General features: G+C 45.4%; 15 protein-coding genes and 1 pseudogene. 11 read left to right on the top strand and 5 right to left on the bottom strand.

What is annotated here, in order from left to right:
* The first annotated feature begins 6 nt into the window (after window positions 1-6).
* On the top strand, window positions 7-3432 hold the full coding sequence (locus F752_RS0101430; RefSeq protein ID WP_160164069.1) for a hypothetical protein: 3426 nt from the start codon (window positions 7-9) through the stop codon (window positions 3430-3432).
* Here the strand turns inward: F752_RS0101430 and F752_RS0101425 are convergent.
* Together F752_RS0101425 and F752_RS0101420 are read right to left on the bottom strand one after the other, a co-directional pair.
* Complete coding sequence (locus F752_RS0101425; RefSeq protein WP_017729935.1) at window positions 3429-4181, bottom strand: ABC transporter ATP-binding protein; 753 nt, start codon at window positions 4179-4181, stop codon at window positions 3429-3431. The two genes, F752_RS0101430 and F752_RS0101425, sit on opposite strands and share 4 nt — an antisense overlap.
* A gap of 18 nt (window positions 4182-4199) precedes the next feature.
* Window positions 4200-4931: an MlaE family ABC transporter permease gene (locus F752_RS0101420; RefSeq protein WP_017729934.1), complete on the bottom strand. Its 732-nt coding sequence runs from the start codon at window positions 4929-4931 to the stop codon at window positions 4200-4202.
* A 116-nt stretch (window positions 4932-5047) separates the two neighbouring features.
* Between F752_RS0101420 and F752_RS0101415 the strand changes: the two genes are divergently transcribed.
* The 6 genes from F752_RS0101415 to F752_RS0101390 all read left to right on the top strand — a co-directional run bounded on the left by F752_RS0101415 (window position 5048) and on the right by F752_RS0101390 (window position 10644).
* The gene (locus F752_RS0101415; protein ID WP_017729933.1) at window positions 5048-5755 is read left to right on the top strand and encodes an SDR family oxidoreductase; all 708 of its coding nucleotides are present in this window, start codon (window positions 5048-5050) and stop codon (window positions 5753-5755) included.
* A 119-nt stretch (window positions 5756-5874) separates the two neighbouring features.
* Complete coding sequence (gene ispG, locus F752_RS0101410) at window positions 5875-7872, top strand: (E)-4-hydroxy-3-methylbut-2-enyl-diphosphate synthase (RefSeq protein WP_017729932.1); 1998 nt, start codon at window positions 5875-5877, stop codon at window positions 7870-7872.
* Window positions 7873-7879: 7 nt separating this feature from the next.
* A complete protein-coding gene (locus F752_RS0101405; RefSeq protein WP_017729931.1) occupies window positions 7880-8071 on the top strand; it encodes a DUF6728 family protein in 192 nt (63 codons plus the stop codon).
* Between the two features lie 69 nt (window positions 8072-8140).
* Complete coding sequence (locus F752_RS0101400) at window positions 8141-8740, top strand: SGNH/GDSL hydrolase family protein (protein WP_017729930.1); 600 nt, start codon at window positions 8141-8143, stop codon at window positions 8738-8740.
* A 299-nt stretch (window positions 8741-9039) separates the two neighbouring features.
* Complete coding sequence (locus F752_RS0101395; protein WP_152424990.1) at window positions 9040-9312, top strand: hypothetical protein; 273 nt, start codon at window positions 9040-9042, stop codon at window positions 9310-9312.
* 324 nt (window positions 9313-9636) lie between these two features.
* On the top strand, window positions 9637-10644 hold the full coding sequence (locus F752_RS0101390; RefSeq protein ID WP_017729928.1) for an SDR family oxidoreductase: 1008 nt from the start codon (window positions 9637-9639) through the stop codon (window positions 10642-10644).
* 250 nt (window positions 10645-10894) lie between these two features.
* On the opposite strand, the gene leuS is transcribed toward F752_RS0101390, so the two are convergent.
* The gene (gene leuS / locus F752_RS0101380; RefSeq protein ID WP_017729926.1) at window positions 10895-13681 is read right to left on the bottom strand and encodes a leucine--tRNA ligase; all 2787 of its coding nucleotides are present in this window, start codon (window positions 13679-13681) and stop codon (window positions 10895-10897) included.
* 139 nt (window positions 13682-13820) lie between these two features.
* On the opposite strand from leuS, the gene F752_RS0101375 reads away from it, so the two are divergent.
* Window positions 13821-14168 (top strand): PRC-barrel domain-containing protein, encoded by a 348-nt coding sequence (locus F752_RS0101375; protein WP_017729925.1) that lies wholly within the window; start codon window positions 13821-13823, stop codon window positions 14166-14168.
* 410 nt (window positions 14169-14578) lie between these two features.
* On the opposite strand, the gene F752_RS26170 is transcribed toward F752_RS0101375, so the two are convergent.
* Both F752_RS26170 and F752_RS0101360 read right to left on the bottom strand, forming a co-directional pair.
* Window positions 14579-14731, bottom strand: coding sequence for a hypothetical protein (locus tag F752_RS26170; protein ID WP_017729923.1), 153 nt, complete (start codon window positions 14729-14731; stop codon window positions 14579-14581).
* 134 nt (window positions 14732-14865) lie between these two features.
* Window positions 14866-17175, bottom strand: a complete 2310-nt coding sequence (locus F752_RS0101360; protein ID WP_017729922.1) for an efflux RND transporter permease subunit — start codon at window positions 17173-17175, stop codon at window positions 14866-14868.
* 410 nt (window positions 17176-17585) lie between these two features.
* On the opposite strand from F752_RS0101360, the gene F752_RS0101350 reads away from it, so the two are divergent.
* The 3 genes and pseudogenes from F752_RS0101350 (at window position 17586) to F752_RS23305 (ending at window position 23264) form a co-directional block, all read left to right on the top strand.
* On the top strand, window positions 17586-19058 hold the full coding sequence (locus F752_RS0101350; protein ID WP_236613956.1) for a GAF domain-containing protein: 1473 nt from the start codon (window positions 17586-17588) through the stop codon (window positions 19056-19058).
* A 55-nt stretch (window positions 19059-19113) separates the two neighbouring features.
* Window positions 19114-19670 (top strand): annotated as a pseudogene (locus F752_RS25130) (chemotaxis protein CheB); the annotation flags it as partial.
* Window positions 19659-23264, top strand: a complete 3606-nt coding sequence (locus F752_RS23305) for a CheR family methyltransferase (RefSeq protein ID WP_026135436.1) — start codon at window positions 19659-19661, stop codon at window positions 23262-23264. The pseudogene F752_RS25130 and the gene F752_RS23305, both read left to right, overlap by 12 nt.
* Window positions 23265-23286 lie beyond the last annotated feature (22 nt).

The following is a 23286-nucleotide window of genomic DNA, read 5'->3' as shown; positions in this document are numbered from 1 at the left end:
GGGGCAATGGGACAGCAGCAGCCGCAAAGGTGCCGCTGGATAAATCCTTCCCCGGAAGGCCTGCTGCTGGATTCTCTAAGCGTACTTCCTTCCAGCATTCAGCTAATGGGGAGCGACAGCCTTTCTACCCTTCACTATGATTTAAGTACAGGTGTTTTACAGTTTGAAGGGGAAAACTGGCCTGATTCGGTGCAGGTGTGTTACCGGACACTGCCATATTCTCTTCACCATACTTACCAGCATCGTTCGCTGGAGCTGTATGACTCCACTGCACTCTACGATTTCCCTTTAGAGGAAAAATCGCCCCGCTACCTAAAGGAAGAGCTTTTTGCAACCGATAGTCTTGAGAAGAGCGGGAGCCTCAGCCGGGGTATTTCTTTTGGTAATCGACAGAGTGTTTTTGTACAGTCGGTGCTTAACCTACAGCTGGAGGGTAAGCTGACCGATAATATCAACATCCGTGCAGCCATTTCTGATCAGAACGTGCCCTACCAGCCCGAAGGAAACACACAGCGCCTGCAGGAGTTTGACAAGGTTTTTATAGAGCTGTACAATGAAGACGCTTCCCTTATTGCCGGCGATATCGTTTTGCAGCAGGAGGAAGGCTACTTTTTAAAATACCTGAAGAATGTACAGGGCGTTCAAATGGCGACCACAATGCCTTTGCTGGGCCTCGGATCCTCCCGAACATCGGCAGGAGTGGCCCTTGCCAAAGGTAGGTTTGCCTCTGTACAACTGGAGCCGGTAGAAGGCCTTTCCGGTCCTTACCAGCTACCTGGGCCGTTGGGGCAACGTTTTGTAATGGTACTTTCAAATTCCGAAAAGGTCTACCTCGATGGACGGCTGTTAAAGAGAGGCTTTAATTACGATTATACCATTGACTACAATCTCGGAGAAATTACTTTCAACCCAGGTATTATTATTACACCCTACTCCCGTATCCGGGTCGACTATGAATATTCCGACAGGCAATACAGCCGAAGTACACTTAATGCCTCTCATAGCCAGCAGCTGGGGAGGTTAAAGATGTATACCCAGTTCTATCAGGAAAAAGATAGCCGGAACCAGCCACTTATGGGCGAGCTGAGCGAGGAGGAAAAGCTGCAACTCAGTTTGGCTACGCCGGAGGAAGCAGGTGTGTATATACCTGCAATCGATAGCATCGGGTACAGTGAAGATTTACTGCTTTACAGAAAGGTAGATACGGTGAGTGCCGGGGGAAATCCTTTAAGGTATTATGAGTTTTCCACTGATCCGCAGGAAGCAGTTTACCAGCTTTCCTTTGCAGAAGTAGGAAACGGTAATGGCAATTATGTTCTGGACGAGTACATTGGTACAGGAAAGGTATACCGCTATGTGCCGCCAGTAAACGGGCTACCGCAGGGAAACTTCGAGCCTATCCGATTCCTTTCTGCTCCAACAAAAAAAAATATGCTGACGGGGGGATTGAGCCTTCCACTGGACGAATACCAGGAGGTGTTTACCGAATTGGCTTTTTCAGGCAATGACCAGAACCTTTTTGCAGAGGATGAAGACCGGAGGGCGGGTATAGGTTTAAAAGCAGGATACCGGCTGGAAGACCGGCCAGCCTCCTTTGATAAAGACTACCGCTGGTCGGCCTTAGTCGACTATGAACTTACCAATAAAGATTTTAGTCCTATCGACCGCTTCCGTTCCATTGAATTTGACCGCGAGTGGGGTGTTACACCCACAGAAGAGAGCCTGCTGCAGCCAAATTTGGGCAGCTTGTTTAGCGATCATATATTAAGCCTTGGGGGTGCGCTGGAGAAAGATGTATTTAACGGGCTGCGATACCGCATTTCCGGCAGGCAAAAGGGAAGCCTTGTTAATGGCTGGCAGCAGGAGGCGAATGCCCGAAAGCGTTTTGGTAAATTGCAACTGGAAGGGCAGCATTTTTACCTGAACAACCAGCAGGCCGAAAAGGAGGTAAAATGGATGCGCTGGGAGGCAGAGGCCGCTTTACATTTTAGCCGCTGGGTGCCTGGCTATCGGTATATCGTCGATCGGCAGGCAAGTCGTCAGCAGGAAACTGATTCGCTCCTGAGCACGCTCATGAATTTTCGGGAGCACCAGGTATTTGTCCGTAATGGAGAAAGCAGCCTCAATCAATTCGCCCTTCTTTACAGCCATCGGGAAGACCAGCTTCCACTGGAAGGAGAATTTAAAAAAGCCACCCTTGCTCATACTGTTTCCGCTACTTATGCCACTAAAGTTTTTAGGGGTCAGCAGTTCAGAGCCCTAAGCAGCTATAGGTACAGTAAGAACTATATCGATTCTCTCCGTGGTGCCGGCGCTGAGAATATCCTGAGCGGGCAGTTTAACTGGCTTGGCAATTTCTGGAAGAATATTTTACGGACCGAGCTGGTTTACACCCTTGGGAATGGCCGGGAGCTCCGCAGAGACTTCGTTTATGTAAAAGTACCTACAGGAGAAGGTACGCACACCTGGAGGGACGAAAATAACAACGGTATCCAGGAACTGGGTGAGTTTTACGAGGCCATTAACCCGGATGAAAAAGAATACCTGCGCATATTTGTTCCCAATAATGATTTTATTCTCGCCCACAGTAGCGAACTGAATTACCGGCTCAATTACACAGGTATACCAGCCTGGGCAGAGGAGAGGGGAATCCGGAAAGTCTTAGGGAATTTTTCTGGAAACATCAGCTGGCGTTCCAGCAAGAAATCAACAGAGGAAAGCCTCTGGTCGCGCTTTATTCCTGTAGCAGGTGAGGTGGCTGAGAGCCCACAGTTGCTGAGCACACGGCAACTTCTGCAGCTGAACCTGTTTTATAACCGTAGTAACCTTCGCTGGGGCATGGATGGAAGCCTGCTCTTACAGGAGCGGAAGCAGCTATTGTCTGCCGGTTTTGAAGCTGAAGAGCGGGAGCAGTACCGTCTGGCCTATCGCTATAACTTTAGCCGTAGCTGGGGCTTTCGCCTTCGACTTGAAGAGGAAAGGCTTGGAAACTATTCCGATTTCCTGAAGAGCCAGCAATTTTATATCCTTTCACACGAGGCAGGTCCGGAGTTAAGCTGGATGCCTGGCCTGGATTTCCAGGCAAAGCTCGAAGCTTCTGTCGCTCAGAAAGAAAACAGACTCCACCCGGAATTAGCCAGGGAAGCCCTGCTACTGGACGCCAGTTTAAACCTGCGTTACAGCCGATTAGGCAATACGCTACTTCAGGGAGAAATCCGGCAGGTACAAATTGATTTTGAAGGAGAGCCTAATTCGCCGGCCGGATATGCCATGCTGGAGGCATTGCAGCCGGGAAACAACTGGCTTTGGGAAATGAGCCTGCAACAGAAGCTCATCAATGGTCTTCAACTGAACCTCAGCTATGAAGGCAGGCAGTCCGAGGGGCAGGAAGTCGTTCACCTGGGAAGGATGATGTTACAGGCCCTGTTCTAAGAAGATTCTTTCATGTTCTGGAGCAGCTTACTGGCAAAGACAAAATCGTGCAGTTCAGGTACTTTCGTTTCCAGAATCTGATCTTTACTGCCTTCCCATAGCTTTTTTCCTTTAGCCAGATAAATTATATGGTCGCCTATTCCCATTACAGAATTCATATCATGGGTTACGACCACTGTTGTAATCTTTAGCTCTTTGGTAATTTCATCAATCAGTTCATCAATTACAATGGAGGTTTGCGGATCGAGGCCGGAGTTAGGCTCGTCGCAGAAAAGATATTTAATGTCGTCGACGATGGCCCGGGCAATGCCAACCCTTTTTTTCATGCCGCCACTAATTTCAGAAGGCATCTTTTTATTTGCATTTTCCAGTCCCACCCGCTTCAGGCACCAGTTTACCCGGTCGAGCTTTTCACTTTTCGATTTGCTTTTGTCCAGGTCCAGAGGAAACATCACATTTTCCTCTACATTTTTTGAGTCAAAGAGCGCTCCTCCCTGGAAGAGCATTCCAATATCGCGCCTGATGGAAGTTCTGAGCTTTTTATCGCCACGGGTAAAATCCCGCCCATCGAAATAAATTGTGCCCGTATCGGGATGGACCAGTCCCACAATTATTTTAAGCAGCACACTTTTACCTGTACCGCTGGAACCTATAATCAAATTTGTTTTTCCCTCTTTAAACTCTCCGCTGATGCCTTTCAGGATTTCCTTTTCCTCAAAGCTTTTGCTAATATTTTCAAATGTTATCATAATGTCTTTTTCCGTAGATTAACTCAATAGCAGCTGAGCCAGAAAATAGTCGGCCAGTAAAATGGCTATTACACTGCTGGTAACCGCTTTGGTGCTGGACTGTCCAACCTCTAAAGCGCCCCCGGTGGTAAAAAAGCCTTTATAGGCCGAAATGGAAGAAACCAGAAAGGCAAATACAAAAGACTTAATCATCATAAAAGTTACAGTAAACTCATTAAAAGCAAACCGTAAGCCATATACATAATCTTCAGGCGTTGCTATGCCGGAAAGAGTAGTGGCAAGATAACCACCATAAATAGATAAAAAAGCAGCCAGAATCACCAGCAGAGGATACATGATTAAGGAAGCAATTATTTTGGGCAGTACCAGGTAAGAGGCAGAATTTATCCCCATTACCTCCAGTGCATCTATCTGTTCGGTGATGCGCATAGTGCCAAGGCCACTGGCAATACTTGATCCTACTTTACCGGCAAAAACAATGGCAGTAATGGTAGGGGCTAGCTCCAGAATGGTCATGTCGCGCACAATATTGCCGATTATGTAATTTTCAATTAACGGGCTTACAATATTAAAAGCAGTTTGTACAGCCGTTACAGCCCCGATAAAAGTAGATACAATGGCAACAATAAAAACAGAGCTGGTGCCAATGCTTACAGATTCATCCAACACTAAGTTAAAATAAGTTTTAAATGATTCGCGATTGTTAAAAAGAGAACCTAAAAAGATAAAATATTTACCGAGTGTTTTCATCCAATCTGCTTACTACTATAGGCTACGAAATTACAACGAAGTTCGCAATTTTTGCTTAAACCTACTTATATTTCGGGTAAACCGAATATCATAACGAAGAACAGAGCCAAAAGCTTATGAATAAAAAAATAGTCGTTACCGGAGGGACAAAAGGAATTGGTCGTGCTATTATTGAAAAGTTTTGCAGCCAGGGCTTCGATGCCATTAGCTGTAGCCGAAATCAGGAAGAGCTGGACCGCCTGAAAAAGGAAGTTGAAGGTTCTTATCCAGGCATAAAGCTTCACGTTTTTAAGGCGGACTTATCGAGAAAAGAAGAAGTAGCGGCTTTTGCCGAATTTGTTAAAAGCAATGATTTAGCTCCTGATGTGCTGGTTAATAATACCGGGGTTTTTATTCCGGGGCAGGTGCATACGGAGGAAGAGGGGGTATTGGAGCAAATGATAGATACAAACCTGTACAGTGCCTACCGGCTTACCAGGCATTTAGTCGGAGAAATGATTGACAGAAAAGCCGGACATATTTTTAATATGTGCTCCATTGCCAGTATTACCGCTTATAATAATGGAGGTTCGTATTCTATTAGTAAATTTGCCATGCTTGGAATGAGCAAAGCTTTACGGGAGGAGCTGAAGGATAAGGGCATCCGGGTAACAGCCATTATGCCTGGAGCTACCCTCACCGCCAGTTGGGATGGAGTGGATATACCGCCGGAGCGTTTTATGAAATCCGAAGACGTAGCTGAAGCCTGCTGGGCGGCCTGGCAAATGAGCGGACATAGTGTGGTGGAAGAATTGGTAATCCGTCCACAGTTGGGAGATTTGTAAATTTTCCTCCACCCTAAACTTGTTCGTGGCCAGTAATGTTAGGCAGTGAGAAGTACATGACATTTCTCGCTTACCCGTAACCGCATAATAACCTTTAGTTTTTAGCTTAAGTAGCATTCATGAAGACTGCAGACGTAAAAGTCCTTGAAAAAATACAGTACTGTAACAGCCTTACAGCTTACTCTCGCCGGCAAACCCGCGAAGTAAAAATTGGTGATGTGGCCCTTGGGGGGAATAATCCTATACGGGTCCAGTCCATGACGACGGTCGATACCATGGATACCAAAGGTTCTGTGGAACAAACCATTCGAATGGCTGAGGCTGGCTGTGAGTATGTAAGAATTACCGCGCCTAGCTTAAAGGAGGCCCAAAACCTGCAGGAGATAAAGAAAGAATTGCGGAAGAGAGGCTATACTGTTCCTCTCATTGCCGATATACATTTTACGCCTAATGCAGCTGAGCTGGCGGCAAGGATAGTAGAGAAGGTGCGCATCAATCCCGGCAATTATGCCGATAAAAAGAAATTCGAAATCATTGAGTATACCGATGCTTCTTATCAGGCAGAGCTGGAGCGAATTCAGGAACGCTTTATTCCGCTGGTTAAAATTTGTAAGGAATATGGTACGGCCATGCGTATTGGCACCAATCATGGTTCCCTTTCCGACCGTATTCTGAGCCGCTATGGCGATACCCCACTGGGCATGGTAGAGTCGGCCCTGGAGTTTCTCCGTATATGCGAAGCGTTTAACTATTACGATATTGTGCTGTCCATGAAGGCCAGCAACACCCAGGTAATGGTACAGGCCTACCGTTTGCTGGTACAGAAATTGCAGGAAGAAGGTCTGCAGCCGTACCCGCTCCACCTGGGGGTAACAGAAGCCGGGGAAGGGGAGGATGGGCGGATTAAGTCAGCCGTGGGAATAGGAACCTTACTGGAAGATGGGCTGGGTGATACCGTTCGCGTATCCTTAACCGAGGAACCGGAACTGGAAGCTCCGGTGGCCCGAACCCTCATCGACCGCTATGAGCATCGTTCAGGGCATAAGCCTATTCGTCCGGTAGAGAAGCTACCTATCGACCCTTTCAGCTATAGCCGAAGAACTACTGTAGCGGTTGAAAATATTGGGGGTGCCAATGTACCACGGGTAATCGCAGACCTGAGCCGGCTGAAAGTTACAGAGCCAAAAGACTTACGTCCTATCGGCCATTTTTACCTGCCGGAGCCCGATAAATGGAAAATGAATGACCTTGGCGCCGATTATATATATAGTGGCAATCAGCCGCTCCCGTATATGGTCCCCAACGGACTGAAAGAAATCCTCAACTACCGAAGCTGGCAGCAGCATCCGGAAAGGAAGTATAAGCACCCGCTCCTTAGTGTTGCGCAGTATTTGGAAGCGGACACGGAAAAACACCCAAGCCTTAACTTTGTCCGCTTAAAGGCGTCTGAGCAGTACCCCGATCTGCTCCCCCTGCTAAAGGAAGATAAAAAAGTAGTACTGCTGCTGGATACGGATAATCGTCATGCCATGGCGGAGCAACGCCGCTTCTTTTTTGATTTGCTGGAAGAAGAAATTCAGGTGCCCGTCATCATTCTTCGAAAGTTTGAAAAGCTTTCTGCCGATGCCCTGCAGCTGTATGCCGCCACCGATATGGGAGGCCTTTTAATCGACGGATTAGGCGATGGCGTAATGCTGGGAACCGAATTGCAGGAAGGAAGTACGGAGGAAGAAATAAAAGAAGAAGTAGGCAGGAACAACAATATTGCTTTTGGTGTTTTGCAGGCAGCGCGAACCCGTATGTCCAAGACGGAGTATATATCCTGCCCATCCTGCGGACGGACCCTTTTTGATTTGCAGGAAACGACCGCCATGATACGGAAACGAACCGATCACCTAAAGGGAGTGAAAATAGGCATCATGGGCTGTATTGTAAATGGCCCGGGCGAAATGGCCGATGCCGATTATGGATACGTAGGTTCCGGGAAAGGAAAGATTACCCTATATCGCGGGCAGAATGTGGTTAAAAGGTCTGTGCCCTCCGAGCGTGCAGTAGATGAACTGATAGATATTATCAGGGGAGATGATAAGTGGATTGAACCGGAAAAGATTGATTAACAACCATATGGATAATAAAAATAGAAATACGCTGGCGGATTATTTTAAACTGGGAGAGGTATTTGGTTACTTTTTCCGTAAAAAGGATCCGAACCGTCCAACTAATTTTAGCCTCAAGGCCATGCATGGAATTAATAAGCTTTCCATCCTGATGTTCCTGGCCGGAGTAATATTCATGATCTTAAAGCGGGTGATTTAATCCGCTTTTTCTCTTTAAAATTTCTTTCTTTCGTTCAGGGCTTTACCTTTGTACTAAACAAAGGTAAAAATGAATACGTTTCTGGCTCTTGGCGATTCCTATACGATAGGTGAAGCAGTTTCTGAAGAAGGGCGTTGGCCTGTACAACTGGTAAACAGGTTGCGGCAGGAGGAGATAGCCATTGCGGAGCCGGAAATTATCGCCACTACCGGCTGGACAACCGACGAACTGCAGACAGCCATTGATGAGGAAAAACCTGCGGCAGACTATGATTTAGTTTCTTTACTTATAGGCGTAAATAATCAGTATCGCGGCTATTCTTTTGATGCTTTTCGTAAAGAGTTTGAGCAGTTGCTGCAGCAGGCTATTCAGTTCTCCGGCAATCGTCCGGCTCATGTTTTGGTCGTTGCCATTCCCGATTATAGTGTTACCCCTTTCGCAGCTGAAAAGGATAAGCAAGAAATTGCCGAAGAGCTTAAGCAGTATAATCAATATAAGCAGCAATTAGCCGAAAAGTACGGAGTTCCCTTCTTTAACATTTTTCCTGATTCCCAATTGGCAGCTCAGGATGTGACTTTAATTGCGGAGGATGGTCTGCACCCTTCGGCCAGCATGTACAGCCTTTGGGTAAACAGGATTGCCCCCTACGTAGTAAATCTTCTGAAATAGTCTTAAAATTTTCAGCGGGTTTTATTAATTTTAAATTTGGAATGGACTTTAGCGAAGGCAGGGGAGAAAGCACTATCTGTGGGGAAGCTAGAGAGTTGCCCGCAAATTTTCGGCAGAGCCTTTTAATGTTCAGACCAAAGTAAGAACCTTTAGGAAAAAGCAGGGAAGATTACTTTTCCTTCCTGAAATTTCTTTCTTCTATTAATATGCAGCGGTATTTATCTCTTCTTTTAATATTTTCCGGTTTCTGGCTTCTGGCCTCCTGCCAGGAGCGGATGGTATGCCCTGCTTATCAGTCAATGTATATTTTTGATGACAGTGTTCGTACCCATCTCTTTTCGCGCTTTGGTACCGACAGCTTACCTAAACATTATGGACAGGTAGAGGTATCAGACTTCGGTATAGTGGTTAGGAAGAGGAGAAGTGACAAGCTGAGGGAGATGCGTACCATTGCTATGAAAGATGTGATGCCTCCAAAGGAAGAAGTAGACAGTGCTTTGGTGAGAGAGAGAAGCCTTGAGGAACTTAACAGGATGAAGGATGAAGTAAACCAACCAGCCTCTGCCAATTAATTCATCATCACTTTTTGTATTCCACCCTTATTTTCCCTTCTTCCTTACTGTTTTTAAGCTGTTGAACCATTAGGCTTCCTACCTTTCTGCCTTCCTCCGTTTCCCTGTTTCTTCAACTTCAAGTAGAACCGAACATCTGAGAGGAAATCACGTTGCATTATATGAAGAAAACCTGTTTTAAAATCTCCGGAATGGTAAAGGAGGTTTGAACTTTTAGGGTTTATGGTTAATAGTAACAGTTCATTCCCCAGCCAGCCAGTGCCAGAGGACGTACTAAATAACCAGAGGAAATTAATTTAGAAGATTTTTTAAACTAAAGGTAATATGGAAGACAATAATAAAAGCGAGAAAGAAGTAGTAGTGATAACAGGAGGCTCTGCAGGACTTGGAAGGGCCATTGCCAATGAATTTGCCCGGCATGGGGCAAAAATTGCCCTCATTGCCCGTGGGAAAGAGCGCCTGGAGCAGGCCAAAAAAGAGGTGGAAGAATTGGGCGGAGAAGCTGTTACTTTTTCTGTGGATGTTTCGGATGCAAAGCAGCTCGATGCCGCCGCCGCCCTGGTGGAGGAGAAATGGGGACCTATCGATATTTGGATCAATAATGCCATGGTGGGCATGTTGAGTCCGGTAAAGGATATGAAGCCGGATGAGTATAAGAGAATTACCGAGGTTACCTACCTGGGGCAGGTGTATGGAGCAATGGCTGCTCTTAAACGCATGCTGCCTCGCGATAAGGGAACCATCATCATGATTGGCTCGGCCCTTGCTTACAGGGGAATTCCACTGCAGGCAGCTTATTGTGGTGCTAAGCATGCCACACAGGGCTTTCTGGACTCCCTCCGGTCGGAGCTGATACACGAAGGTAGTAACGTGAAGGTTTCGATGGTTCAAATGCCTGCCATTAATACTCCGCAATTTGACTGGGTGCGTAATAAGATGGCCAACAAGCCACGTCCAATGGGAACTCCTTACCAGCCAGAGGTTTGTGCAAAGGCTGTTTATTATGCCGCTCATCATCCGGAGGAGAGAGAGTACAAAGTAGGCTCATCTTCTTATATAGCCATATTAGGAAATAAAATTTTCCCGGGGGTAGGAGACTGGTATCTGGGTAAAAAAGGTTTTAAAGGACAGCAAACTGATGAAGTGGATAGTGGGGACAGGCCAGATAACTTATTTGAGCCTGTGCCGGGAAATTATGGAGCCCATGGACGCTTCGATGAAGAATCTAAAGAAAAAAGCACGACAGCCTGGTTAACGCGCCATCAAACGGTTCCAGCAGCCGCTGCCTTATTGGTTGGAGCGGTTTTAACAACTTTACTTTTTAGGGGTTAAGACTCTAAATACATCGCTCATATGTGGAGAAGGCCGGTTATTCCGGCCTTCTTTTTTTGTCTTTCTGCAATGTTTTGTTTAGCTCCTGAAATAGAGAAGGAAAAAAGTGCTGAATAGCTCATCAAAATCTATCTTCCCAGCTTTTTCTTCCTTGCCGAAAATTGTTCAGCAGACTATTTCGCAGGAAAGAAAACGGCACAGGCTTACACCACCCATGCCGCTAAAGAAAATTCCTCCACCCAAAAGAAGTTTAGATTACAATATTGATAATCTTCTTTGGTACAATAATTACTTTTTTAGGTGTTTTGCCTTCTGTCCATCGCTGAACCTGTTCTGCTGCCAATACCTCACGTTCGATTTCTTTTGCAGGAACATCGAGTGAAAAGGTCATTTTCGCCCTCATTTTTCCATTAATTGAAATAGGGTACTCATGGCTGTCCTCCTGCAGGTATTTTTCATCAAAAGCAGGGTATGCAGCCCTAGTCACGCTCTCCTGGTGACCCAGTAAATGCCAGAGCTCTTCGGAAATATGGGGTGCATAAGGGGAGAGGATGAGGACCAGTTTTTCCAGCACCTCCCGCTTATTGCATTTAGCTGCCGTTAACTCATTCACGCAGATCATGAAGCTGGACACGGAAGTGTTAAACGAATAGCGTTCAATATCTTCCTGTGCCTTTTTTATAGTGGCATGGATGATTTTCTGCTCGACCCTGGTAGGCGTATCATCGGTTACATTAAAGTTGCCGGCCTCATCGTGAAAGAGTCGCCACAGCTTTCGGAGGAATTTAAATACCCCGTCTATCCCGTTGGTGTTCCAGGGTTTAAACTGCTCCAGCGGGCCAAGGAACATTTCGTACAGGCGGAGGGTATCTGCACCATATTGTTCAATCACATCGTCCGGGTTCACCACATTATAAAGGCGCTTCGACATTTTTTCTACCTCATAACCACAAAGATACTTGCCTTCGGCAGCACCTTCTTTTTCCACGATAAACTCTGCATCGACAAAATCAGGTCTCCACTGCCGGAAGGCTTCTATATCGAGAATATCGTTTTGTACCAGGCTTACATCTACATGGAGGGTGCTGTAATCGTACAGCTCCTTCAGGCTGTGCGATACAAAAGTGTTGCTTTCTTTCAGGCGGTACACCAGATTGCTCCGCCCCTGAATCATGCCCTGGTTAATTAGTTTTTTGTATGGCTCATCTTTTGGAACGAGACCCAGGTCGTAGAGGAATTTATTCCAGAAGCGGCTATAGAGCAGGTGCCCTGTGGCATGCTCCGAGCCACCAATGTACAGGTCGACATCCTGCCAGTAATCAATGGCTTCTTTGGAGGCAAATGCCTCTTCATTCCGGGCATCCATATAGCGGTAGAAGTACCAGCTGGAGCCTGCCCAGCCCGGCATGGTGCTTAACTCGTAAGAATATTTGCCTTTGTACTTCCAGTTTTCAGCCCTCCCTAAAGGAGGCTCGCCACTTTCTGTAGGCAGGTACTGGTCTACTTCAGGTAGCAGGAGAGGAAGATCTTCTTCCGGAAGGAGGTGGGGCACTTCTTCCTCATCGAAATAAACAGGAACAGGTTCACCCCAGTAGCGTTGGCGGCTAAAAACAGCATCGCGCATCCTGAAGTTTACTTTGGCCTGGCCAACACCTTTTTCTTCTGCTACTTGTATCGCTTTGGCAATGGCATCTTTAACATGCAGCCCGTTCAGGAAATCAGAATTAATGATATAGCCATTCTTGGTATCAAAGGCTTCTTCTGTCTCCTCGCTTCCTTCCAGCACCGGCCGGATGGGGAGGTTGAAATGTTTGGCAAATGCCCAATCGCGGGAGTCGTGGGCAGGTACCGCCATTACAGCGCCTGTACCGTAACCTGCCAGCACATAATCGGCAATCCAGACAGGTACTTCCTCGCCACTAATAGGGTTAATGGCATAGCTTCCGGTAAATACCCCGGAAACCACTTTTACATTGCTCATCCGTTCCCGTTCAGAACGATTAGCCGCTACTTCCACATAGTTTTCTACCTCTTCTTTTTGTGCAGGGGTAGTAATTTTTGCTACCAGCTCATGCTCCGGTGCGAGTACCATAAAGGTTGCGCCAAAAATGGTATCGATACGGGTGGTGAAAATCTTTATCTTTTCATCGTGTCCTTTTAGGGAAAAATCGAGCTCTGCGCCAATGGACTTGCCAATCCAGTTCCGCTGCATTTCCTTAACAGGCTCAGGGAAATCAATTTCATCCAGTCCTTTCAGCAGCCGGTCGGCATAGGCAGTAATACGCATCATCCACTGCCGCATCCGTTTCCGCTCTACCGGAAAACCACCTCTTTCCGAAACACCGTCTTTTACTTCATCATTGGCCAGTACAGTCCCCAGGGCAGGGCACCAGTTAACGACTGCATCGGCCAGGTAGGTAAGCCTGTAGTTCAGCAGCATATCTGACTGCTGCTTTGCACTCATCGCTTTCCATTCTTCCGCGTAAAAGGCAGGGGTTTCTTCATCGCAGCTGGCATTTACCTTGCTGTTTCCTTCCTGTTCGAATTGTTGAATAAGCTGGTTTATCGGCAGTGCCTTACCGGCTTCCTCATCATAATAATGGTTGAAGAGCTGCTGGAAGATCCACTGTGTCCAGCGGTAAAAGGAGGGATCGCTGGTTCTGATTTCGCGACTCCAGTCGTAGGAGAAACCGATGTTCTGGAGCTGCTCTTTATAGCGGGCAATGTTTTCTTCTGTCGTTAGAGCCGGATGTTGGCCCGTTTGTATGGCATATTGTTCAGCCGGGAGGCCAAAGGCGTCAAAGCCTATGGGATGCAGCACATTAAAACCCTGGAGCCGCTTAAAGCGCGAAACAATATCGGAAGCGATGTATCCCAGCGGGTGGCCCACATGAAGGCCCGCACCGGAGGGGTAAGGGAACATATCGAGCGCATAAAATTTAGGTTTGGAGGGGTCGGCTTCCACTTTATAAATTTGCTTATCTTTCCAGAATTGCTGCCACTTCTTTTCTATCTCCCTGTATGCGTAATCTGCCATTAGAAAAAGTTTATAGGTGCGTTTGATTTTTGCGTTTACAAAAATAGTAGAATTCGCCCTTTTTTAAAATTAAAAGCACCCTCTCAAACATTTCTGGCAGGCTTTCTCTTAATACAATGCAAGCTAAACTACTACTGAAATGATGGAATCGGCTATATTTTCTTTCAAGAACTTCGAGAACAGAAGCATTTTAGACCGCGATGGTGATAAACTGGGAGAAGTGCATGATGTGGTTTTGAATATACAGACGGGGGAAATTGCTTATGTACTCCTGGCTTCCGGCGGTTTTTTAGGAATTGGTGAAAAGTATTTTCCTGTGCCCTACGAAGCCTTGCGTTATCATGCAGGTGATGAAACCTACCGGATGAATATCTCTAAAGATAAACTGGAGCAAGCCCCTTCTATTGAAATTGGCGACTGGCCTAACCGACCGGATAGAAAGCAGGTAGAGGAGGTTTACACCTATTACGGATATCAGGCGCCTTAACTAAAGGTACTTCTTAAGGAGGTTTTGAAGAAAAGATGGTTGATTAAGGATAAAATTATTCTGCCTTTGCCAAACCATAGGCAGGCTCAGCTACGGGGATTGAGGAGTCGGGCAGGGAAAGCGAAATTTTTGTGGGAGTTAAAATAGGTGCTGCTGCCTTTCTGTTTTCTCGGCCCACGTTTATTAAATAAACAACAAAGCAAACGGCCAGAACAGAAAAGAGTGAAAGGCTAATAGTAAGAAGAATGGCTGAAGGTGTCATAACTCCCAATATGAGATTTAAAATAAAACGGGCGTAAAATGATTCACTATCCTTTACGCCACAATTTTACTAATAAATTTTTTTATAAGAAATTTTTGTTTAAAAAAACCTTACAATCATTCATATAAATTTTATCATTCCGGAATAGTCAGCGGGTATGGTGGGTATCCTTCGCCTCTCCTTCATGGTAATTAGTGCGCTCTCCATGTTCTTTTATGTCTTTCTTCTTCTTTTTAGAAGAAATGACCAGATAAATTATAAAGGGAACAACCAATAATAGTATAATCGCTAGAGTGTACATAAAAATATTTAAAAAGTTTTTCTTTCAATCTTTAAAAAATTCAGCAAATCCAGCAGATTCAATAAACAGGGATAAGCTATTTTCTTTCCATATTTTACTGAATTTGCACCCGAATAGTTACGTGCTTTAGGGTTTTACGCTGCTTTAACTTCTTTCTTGGTCCGGGGAAAGAACAGGATAATCAGGACAGGGAGGAGAAGGAGGTCGGCAACTACTGCAAAAATCAGCGTCATGCTCACCAGCAAACCGGTGTAAAATGTGCCGCCAAAGCTGGAAAGGATAAGTGTGAGAAAACCACCTGCCAGAATAATGGTAGTAATAAGAATAGCCTTACCGGTATAAAGGAAGGTGTTTTTTAAAGCATACAATACACTCTTTCCTTTGCCAAGCTCTATCCTGAACTTGCTGATAAAATGAATGGTATCATCTACTGCTATGCCAAAGGCAATGGTGAAAATAATAGAGGTAGACATTTTAAGGTAAATACCGCTTAGGCCCATTATTCCTGCCACCATCAGCAGTGGAATAATGTTGGGGATGAGGGTAATGATAATCATGCGGAGAGAGCGGAAAAGTAGGCCTGCAATGGCAGCAATTACCACAAAAGCAATTGTTAGCCCCTGAAGCATATTGTTCACCAGGTAGTTTGCATTTTTGTCGATGAGCATAGAAGTGCCGGTTAAGCGAAATCGCACCAGCTCAGGATTGATGTTTTCCTCTATGAACTGCTCCATTTTCAGAACTTTCTGGTTTGTAAGGCGGCTACCAATATCCGGCATCTTTCCGCTAATCCTCCCCACTGCACCTACCTTCATGGAAGAAAGCTGGCTTTGGGCTAAAGCCAGACTATCGGCCGAAAGAGGGATGGGCTGTCGTTCTTTGGGAATGGCTTCAGCCATTCTCTGGATGCGTTTAAAAGCAGCTTCCTCCTCCGGGAGGCTGAAGTAGGACTGCATTCCTCCATTGAGGGCCTTGTTAATACTTTTTGCCAGGGTTAAGGGAGAAACAATATTTCTTACCCCAAACTCTTCCCTTAGGTGTTCTTCCATCTTTCCAACTTCCTGCAGAACGGCCTTATTGTAAATCCCTTTGCTGTTGTCCTGTACCAGAATGGCCATTTCAATAGACTTTGAGCCACCAAAGTGCTCATCGAAAAAGAAGAAGTCCTGCCGGAGCGGGTCATTTTCCCGCACATCTTCGAGTAAAAAGGTGTTAATCTCTAACCGGCTGATGCCGAAAATGGCAATAGAAATAACAGAAGCTGCTAAAATAACGATTAGGCCGCGGTGGTTTAGTACCCATCCAAAGAGTCGTCTCAGCATATTTGTCCATAGCAGGCGGTTACGCTCCCGGTCTGCGACTTTGGGCTTTTTCATCAGCAGCAAAATGGCAGGCAGCAGGGTAAAAGCCAGGATAAAAGCCATAAAAACGCCTATGGCTGTATAGAGTCCAAAGTCTCTGATGGGAGGGATACTGGCAGTTAGCAGGGTTAAAAAGCCAACAGCCGTAGTAAGGGAGGTGAGGAGGTTAGCCAGTCCTACTTCGCGAAAGGTAACCCTCAGTGCTGCGACTTTGCTTTTTCCATTCCGCAGCTCCTCAATATACTTGGTAAGAATATGAACCACGTCCGACATGCCTACCACAAACATAATGGTCGGGAGGAGTACCATCATTACATCCAGCATTTTGCCGGTAAGGCCCATGAAGCCTGCAATCCAGACGGCGGTGAGTAAGACCACCAGCAGGGGAACCCACACTCCCCAGAAGGATCGGTAGGCGATGGCGAGGAAAAGGATCACCAGTAACATGGAGGCCGACACGAAGATCAGCATCTCCTGTTGCATTTTTTGGATGTATACCGCCTGTGCCTTTGCTTTTCCGGCAAGGTGCACTTCATCAAAAGTATACTGTCCAAGAATTTGGTTAATCTGCTGCATAAGCAGGTCTGCCTCCTTTTTGCTAATCATTTGCTCGTGCCTTACCAGGATGGATACCGCCGGAATATTTTCTGCCACCAGTGTTCCTACCAGCTGCTCATTCTCATAAATTTCCAGGCTATCCTGATGGTAATTTTCCGGAGCATTTACCTGTACCACTTTGGGCTGTAGTAGTCCAAAAGGACCTGCCACAGGGTTCACCAGGTTAGTGATGGAGAGCACCTGCTCACTTAGGCCGAGGCTATCGATTTGCTGAGTTACTACTTCTAATTTCTGGAGGAAGTCCTCCTCAAATATACCCTCTTCGTTTCGGATGCCTATCAGCAGATAGTCATTGTCATTTTCGAAAAGCTTTCTGTATTCAAGAAAAAACTCCAGGTCTTTATCGCCTGTGGGGAAAAAGTTCTCGAAATTATAATCGAAGCGTAGGCGGGAGCCACCATACAAAAAGAGCAGCGTTAGTACGCTCAGCAGCAGGAGTAAGAAGGTTGCCTGTTTTTTATACATGAAGTCCTTTAATGGCCGTTTGAAGGAAATTGCTGGGTAGAAAAGAGGAAATTCTGTTGTATGTAAAGATAGCCTATGTGCACAAAATAGCTGTTAACGAATGGGCTTTCTTTTTGCCGAATAATTCCATGGAATTCTTCCGGCAGAATTTTTTTAGTCCGAAAAATATATTCCGCTTCTTCAGAACTTATTTTTTTAAAAATCGTGATGAATTGAATGTGCCGGAAAGGTCTTTTTTTAGAATTCCATTTGTTTATTTCTTATAAAATGTTCTTACCTTTAAATTTGGCTCTTTCTCAAAAACAGCTGCTACCTGAAAAAAATGATAATTAGTGAAGTCTAGCCCAAACATTTCCCCAACCCATAAAGATTTCGATTCTGAGTTCTGTGGAAGTATTCCTCTTAACTTTTTGAACCTCGTACAACCCCAGGGGGTATTGCTGGTGTTGCAGAAAGAAGAGCTACGCATTGTGCAGGCAAGCGAAAACAGTAGTAACTGGTTAGGCATTGCAGCGAGCGAACTTGTAAATTCAAAACTTAGTGATTTTATAAAGGAAGCGCAGCTTCAAAAGCTCCGCAGTAAATTAAAATCACAGGACTTTCAGCATCCTATACCGCTAAGGCTCCTCTGGAAGAAAGGGGAGCTGGAGAAAGATTTTTCTGCGAATGTGCACCACAAAGATAATTACCTGCTTCTTGAGCTTGAGGAACATACTGTCCCAAAGGAATCTGAGTCCTTTATTAATATTTACCAGGAAATTACTTATGTAGTGGCAGAACTAAAGGAGGCTGTAGGAAAACGCAAAATTGAACAGCTTGCAGCTTCTGAGTTAAAGCGCTTGTCGGGCTTCGACCGGGTTATGATTTACCAGTTTGATGAACGATGGAATGGATCGGTGGTAGGTGAAGCCCTGGAAGAAGGGATGGATCCTTATCTGGGGCTTCATTTTCCTGCCTCTGACGTGCCAAAGCAAGCCCGGGAATTATATGCTACCACTCCGTACCGTCTTATTCCGGATGTGAATGCCGAAGCTGTTAAGCTTTTTCCGGTTGTTAACCCCCTCACCAACCGACTTACAGATATTGCCAGCTGTGTTTTACGGGCGGTTCCTCTTGTGCATACGGAGTACCTGAATAATATGAAGGTAGGAGCATCCATGTCAACCCCTATTCTGGTAGGCGGGAAGCTTTGGGGGTTAATTTCCTGTCATCACCGACAGGCAAGGGAAATAAACTATGAGCTTCGTTCGGTTTTCGAAATTATTTCCGGCATTATTTCCTCCCAGCTGAGTGCACGCAAAAAAGAGGAAAGTCTCCATTATAAATCAGCCCTTCATCAGGTAGAGCTAAAATTAACAGAACAGGTTCTGGTGCATTCCACCATTGAGGAGGGGCTATTTGCCCGGCCAGCACTGCTGCTGGAACTTTTGGGCGTAGAGGGAGCTGTTTTAATAACCCGTACCGCTTATGAAACGGCCGGAACAGTACCGGAAAAGTCAGTTGTGCAAACCATTGTACGCTGGCTGGGGCGTTATGGAAGGGAAAAAATATTTTATACCGATTCGCTTCCACGTGATTTAGCGGAAACCGCCAGCTCCAAAAATATTGCGAGCGGGCTAATTGCTATCCAGATTGTGGCCGGAAAGTATTATCTGCTGGGTTTTCGGCCGGAGGTAGTGCGTTCGGTAAACTGGGGTGGTAACCCAAATGAAGCCATTAATTATGAAGATGACGGGCAGAAATACCACCCCCGCAATTCTTTCCGTTTATGGAAGGAGGAGGTAAGGGAAACTTCTGAAGGGTGGTCGCCGGAAATGATTGAAACCGCCCGGCATCTGAGGACTGCCATACTTGAAAAAATTCTTAGGCAGAGCGGGAATTAAAAAAGGATTGCGCTAATTTTTTATATTTACAGTCAGGTAAACCTATTGTTTTTGTATGCATGATCATTCTCAACCAGGGCATCAGGAGGAGAAAAAATACTCATCATCCTTAGCTGGAAAAAATATAACCAAAGAGCATTTTATTGTTGGGATAGGGGCTTCAGCAGGAGGGCTGGAAGCCATTAATGAGCTCTTCGATAATATTGTACATGGTAATGGCTATTCTTTTGTTGTAATACAGCACCTGTCACCCAATTATAAAAGTTTAATGGATGAGTTGCTGGCCAAGCATACTTCCATGAAAATTGAAAGAGCAGAAGAAGGGATGGCCATTTTGCCGGACCGGGTTTACCTCATTCCCAGCGGAAAGAATATGACCATTCGGCACGGGAAGCTACGCCTGACAGATAAGCCATCTAACCACACGCCTAATAATGCCATTGATATTTTTTTGAATCTCTGGCCATCGATAAAAAAGATAAGGCCATTGCCATAATCTTATCCGGCACCGGCTCCGATGGTACCCGGGGAATTGAGGAAGTTAAGGCCCAGGGGGGCTGGGTAATTGCACAGGATCCTGTAACGGCCAAATTCGATGGAATGCCCAAGAGTGCGATTAGTTCCGGCCTGACTGATGTCATTCTTCCTCCTGAGTTAATGTCGGAGGAAATTTTTAAAAACTCAAGAAACCCGCAGACCAAAAATTACCTGAAGAAAGAGAACGATGGGAGTGAGTTTGATTATATGCAGGAAATTCTCTCCTTTATAAAAGAGCATACCGCGCATAATTTTGAGGCCTATAAGGACCAGACGCTGGGGCGTCGCCTTACCAAAAGAATTGCTTTTTTAAATATCGATAACCCGCGGGAATACCTTCACTATCTTCAGAACAACCCGGATGAGGTTCATTTACTTGCCAGGGAGTTTTTAATTGGTGTAACCAAGTTTTTCCGCGACCAGGAGGCTTATGAGTTGCTGAAGAAAAAAGTGATTCCTGAAATCCTCAGGAGTAAATCTCCGGAAGAGCCTGTTAAAGTTTGGACGGCCGCCTGTAGTACAGGGGAGGAAGCATACAGCCTGGCCATAATCTTCAGCGAGGTAATGGAGGAGCTTCAGAAGGAAGTAAATGTTAAAATATTTGCGACCGATGTGAACCTCCAGGCGATAGAATTTGCGGCAAAAGGAATATACCCGGCATCTGTTGAGGATGATATTGCCCCTGAACGGCTGGAAAGGTTCTTTGTAAAAGAAGGAGATTCCTATGCCGTGCATCAGCATATCCGCCGCATGATCATCTTTGCGGAACATAATGTTATTAAAGATCCTCCTTTTAGTAAAATGGATCTTGTCAGCTGCCGAAATATGCTGATTTACATGAAGCCGCAACTCCAGCGGCGTATCCTTTCTACCTTTCACTTTGCGCTAAAAACCGGGGGCTATTTATTTTTAGGTCCGAGCGAAAGCAGCGATGAGGTAAAATATGCTTTGAAAGTAATTAACAAGAAGTGGAACATTTTTAAAGTGGAGGAAAAAAGCAGAAACTTTGTCTTTGAAGGGGAACCTTTCAATAAAGAGAAACTGCCTGTTTCTAAAAATATCGATGTTCGGCCGGTGAGGCGTTCCGTGGAAAGCGAAATGAATGATGTTTTCCAGGAGATGCTCGTCGAAGAAATGGGATACTCCCTGGTGTTTGTGGATGAAGAATATGAAATCATCCAGGCGGTAGGAGATTACAAACGCTTTATTCAAATGCCAGAGAAAAGGCTGCAGATGAACCTGTTAAAGCTGGTTCCGAAAGACCTTTCAGTGGCATTGATGCTTGCCTTACGGAAGGCGAGCCGCAGTAACCAAAAAGTGGTTTCGCAGCGAATAGAGGTGTTAGATGAAGAAAGCATTTCCTTTATTACCATTATTGTAAAGCCTTACCTGGCGCCCAACCAGTACCGGAAAAAGTTTTTAGCGGTCCTTTTTAAGGTAGTGGGTAAACAGGAAATTCAAACTGAAGATGAAGGGCAGTTTTCACAACAGGTAAGCCTCCATAAATTAGTTGAGCTCGAAAACGAGCTTAAACAAACCAAGGAAGATCTCCAGTCGGCTGTTGAGGAGCTTGAAACTTCTAATGAAGAAATGCAATCCAGCAATGAAGAACTCATTTCTTCGAATGAAGAGTTGCAAAGTACTAATGAAGAACTGCAGTCGCTGAATGAAGAACTGCATACGGTAAATGCAGAGCACCAGCAAAAAATTAACCAGCTGGAAGAACTCAACGACGACCTTAACAACTACTTCCGCAGTACAGACATCGGGCAGATTTTCCTGGATAAAAACATGCGTGTACGGAAGTTTACACCTGCCGCTATGCACCAGGTAAATCTTATTGAGTCGGATATTGGCCGGCCCATCAGCCACCTTTCGTATAATTTAAAGGAGGAAGGGTTCTCAGATGAAATAAAAAGAGTAATTGAAACTTCCGAGCCGGTATTAAAGGAAATTGAAACCAGAAACGGGCAGCAATACCTGATGAAAATAATTCCTTACCTGCGTCACGATAAAACCACCGATGGGGTCGTCATCACTTTTGTGGATATATCGCAGGTAAAAGGCCTTCATAACCTGCTGGAAGGAGTGCTTAACAGTTCTCTTAATGGAATTATGGCCTTTAACGTCCGGAGAGATGAGAAAGGAAAAGTGCAGGACCTCCAATGGAGCCTCATCAATAGGGCTGCAAAGGAGATATTAGGAAAAGAAGGAAAAGAGCTGATGGGGAAATCGCTCTTAAAGGAGTTACCTGGTTTTAAAACAGAAGGGCTCTATAAGAAGATAGTTAAAGTAACAGAAACTGGTCAACCCCTGCATCTTGAGCAGCTGTACCAAAATGGTCAGGGAGATAAATGGTTAGAGTTGATAGCCGTTCCAATAGAGAGTGGAGTTGCCCTGACTATAGTGGATATCAGCGATAAAAAAGCCGCTGAAGAAGAGCTGGTGGAAGCCTACGATGAAATTAAAGAAGCCGAAGAAGAATTACGCAGGCTAAATGCAAATCTGGAGCTAAGGGTAGAAGAGCGGACCAGAGAACTACTGGAAAGTGAAGAGCGGCTTAGGCTGGTATCGAGGGCTACCAATGATGCTGTGTGGGACTGGAACCTTGTAAATAATGAACTTTGGTGGAATGATGGCTATTACAATTTGTTCGGGTATAAGCCAGGCTCAACCAATGGCGGAATTGACTCCTGGTTTAGCCAGTTGCATCCTATGGAGAAGGAGGAGATTATCCGGAGTATCAACAATGCCATAAACATGGGAGAAAAACAATGGGCCGCAGAACATCGCTTTCTTAAGTCAGATGGTACGTATGCTTTTGTTTATAACCGGGGATATATTATGATTAACGAGTATGGTGTTCCCTTCAGAATGCTGGGCTCCATGGTCGATTTAACGAATTTGCGGAAAGCCCAGGAAGAGCTGGAGAAGAGCAATTCTAATCTGAGGAAGATAAATAACGACCTCGATAACTTTGTATACACCGCTTCCCACGACTTAAAAGCGCCTGTAATCAACCTGGAGGGTTTAGTGAAGTTGCTCAGCCCGAAGTTAAGGGAAAAAATAAGTCCAAAAGAGCAGAGAACCATCGATATGATAGAGCACTCTGTCGCGAGGCTCAAAAGAACTATTAGTGCATTGCTGGAAATTGCCCGCGTGCAGAAAGACCTGGAGAGTAAGGTAGAACTTCTTTCTTTTGAAGAGGTACTTGAAGATGCCAAAGAGGATGTGTTGGATCTGGTAGAGGAATGTGGTGCGAGTATTAAAACTGATTTTCAGGTACCGGAGGTTTATTATACCCGGTATAACCTGCGGAGTATAATTTATAACTTACTCAGCAATGCCCTGAAGTACTGCAATAAGGACCGGAAAACCAAAATTCTCATCAGTACTTCTTTGAAAGGCAATTACACCCTTTTAACCTTCTCTGATAATGGCCTGGGTATGAATGAACGGCAGCTGAGTAAGCTCTTCTCCATGTTTAAGCGCTTCCATCCTCAGGTGGAGGGCACAGGGGTAGGCTTATACATGGTGAAAAGGATTATCGAAAACCACGGTGGAAGAATTGAGGTAGAAAGTAAAGAAGGAGAAGGTACCGTTTTCTATGTCTACTTCCCCATGAAGCAAAAAGGAAGATTGCTGGTTGAAAAAGCAGCTTCAGCTTAACCGGTCTTGCTGGAATACTGGC

Origin of the sequence: Nafulsella turpanensis ZLM-10 (assembly GCF_000346615.1) — a bacterium.
Lineage (GTDB): Bacteria > Bacteroidota > Bacteroidia > Cytophagales > Cyclobacteriaceae > Nafulsella > Nafulsella turpanensis.
Note: the sequence above shows the minus strand (reverse complement) of the source record. Positions and strands in the feature narration are given on the sequence as shown.

Bases quoted from the DNA above. Each gene is read 5' to 3' on its own strand.
- F752_RS0101425 (WP_017729935.1), bottom strand. From the start codon at position 4,181: ATGATAACATTTGAAAATATTAGCAAAAGCTTTGAGGAAAAGGAAATC.
- F752_RS0101390 (WP_017729928.1), top strand. From the start codon at position 9,637: ATGGAAGACAATAATAAAAGCGAGAAAGAAGTAGTAGTGATAACAGGA.
- leuS (WP_017729926.1), bottom strand. From the start codon at position 13,681: ATGGCAGATTACGCATACAGGGAGATAGAAAAGAAGTGGCAGCAATTC.
- F752_RS0101375 (WP_017729925.1), top strand. From the start codon at position 13,821: ATGATGGAATCGGCTATATTTTCTTTCAAGAACTTCGAGAACAGAAGC.
- F752_RS0101360 (WP_017729922.1), bottom strand. From the start codon at position 17,175: ATGTATAAAAAACAGGCAACCTTCTTACTCCTGCTGCTGAGCGTACTA.
- F752_RS0101415 (WP_017729933.1), top strand. From the start codon at position 5,048: ATGAATAAAAAAATAGTCGTTACCGGAGGGACAAAAGGAATTGGTCGT.
- F752_RS0101395 (WP_152424990.1), top strand. From the start codon at position 9,040: ATGTATATTTTTGATGACAGTGTTCGTACCCATCTCTTTTCGCGCTTT.
- F752_RS0101405 (WP_017729931.1), top strand. From the start codon at position 7,880: ATGGATAATAAAAATAGAAATACGCTGGCGGATTATTTTAAACTGGGA.
- F752_RS26170 (WP_017729923.1), bottom strand. From the start codon at position 14,731: ATGTACACTCTAGCGATTATACTATTATTGGTTGTTCCCTTTATAATT.
- F752_RS0101400 (WP_017729930.1), top strand. From the start codon at position 8,141: ATGAATACGTTTCTGGCTCTTGGCGATTCCTATACGATAGGTGAAGCA.
- F752_RS0101430 (WP_160164069.1), top strand. From the start codon at position 7: ATGGGACAGCAGCAGCCGCAAAGGTGCCGCTGGATAAATCCTTCCCCG.
- F752_RS0101420 (WP_017729934.1), bottom strand. From the start codon at position 4,931: ATGAAAACACTCGGTAAATATTTTATCTTTTTAGGTTCTCTTTTTAAC.
- F752_RS23305 (WP_026135436.1), top strand. From the start codon at position 19,659: ATGCCCAAGAGTGCGATTAGTTCCGGCCTGACTGATGTCATTCTTCCT.
- ispG (WP_017729932.1), top strand. From the start codon at position 5,875: ATGAAGACTGCAGACGTAAAAGTCCTTGAAAAAATACAGTACTGTAAC.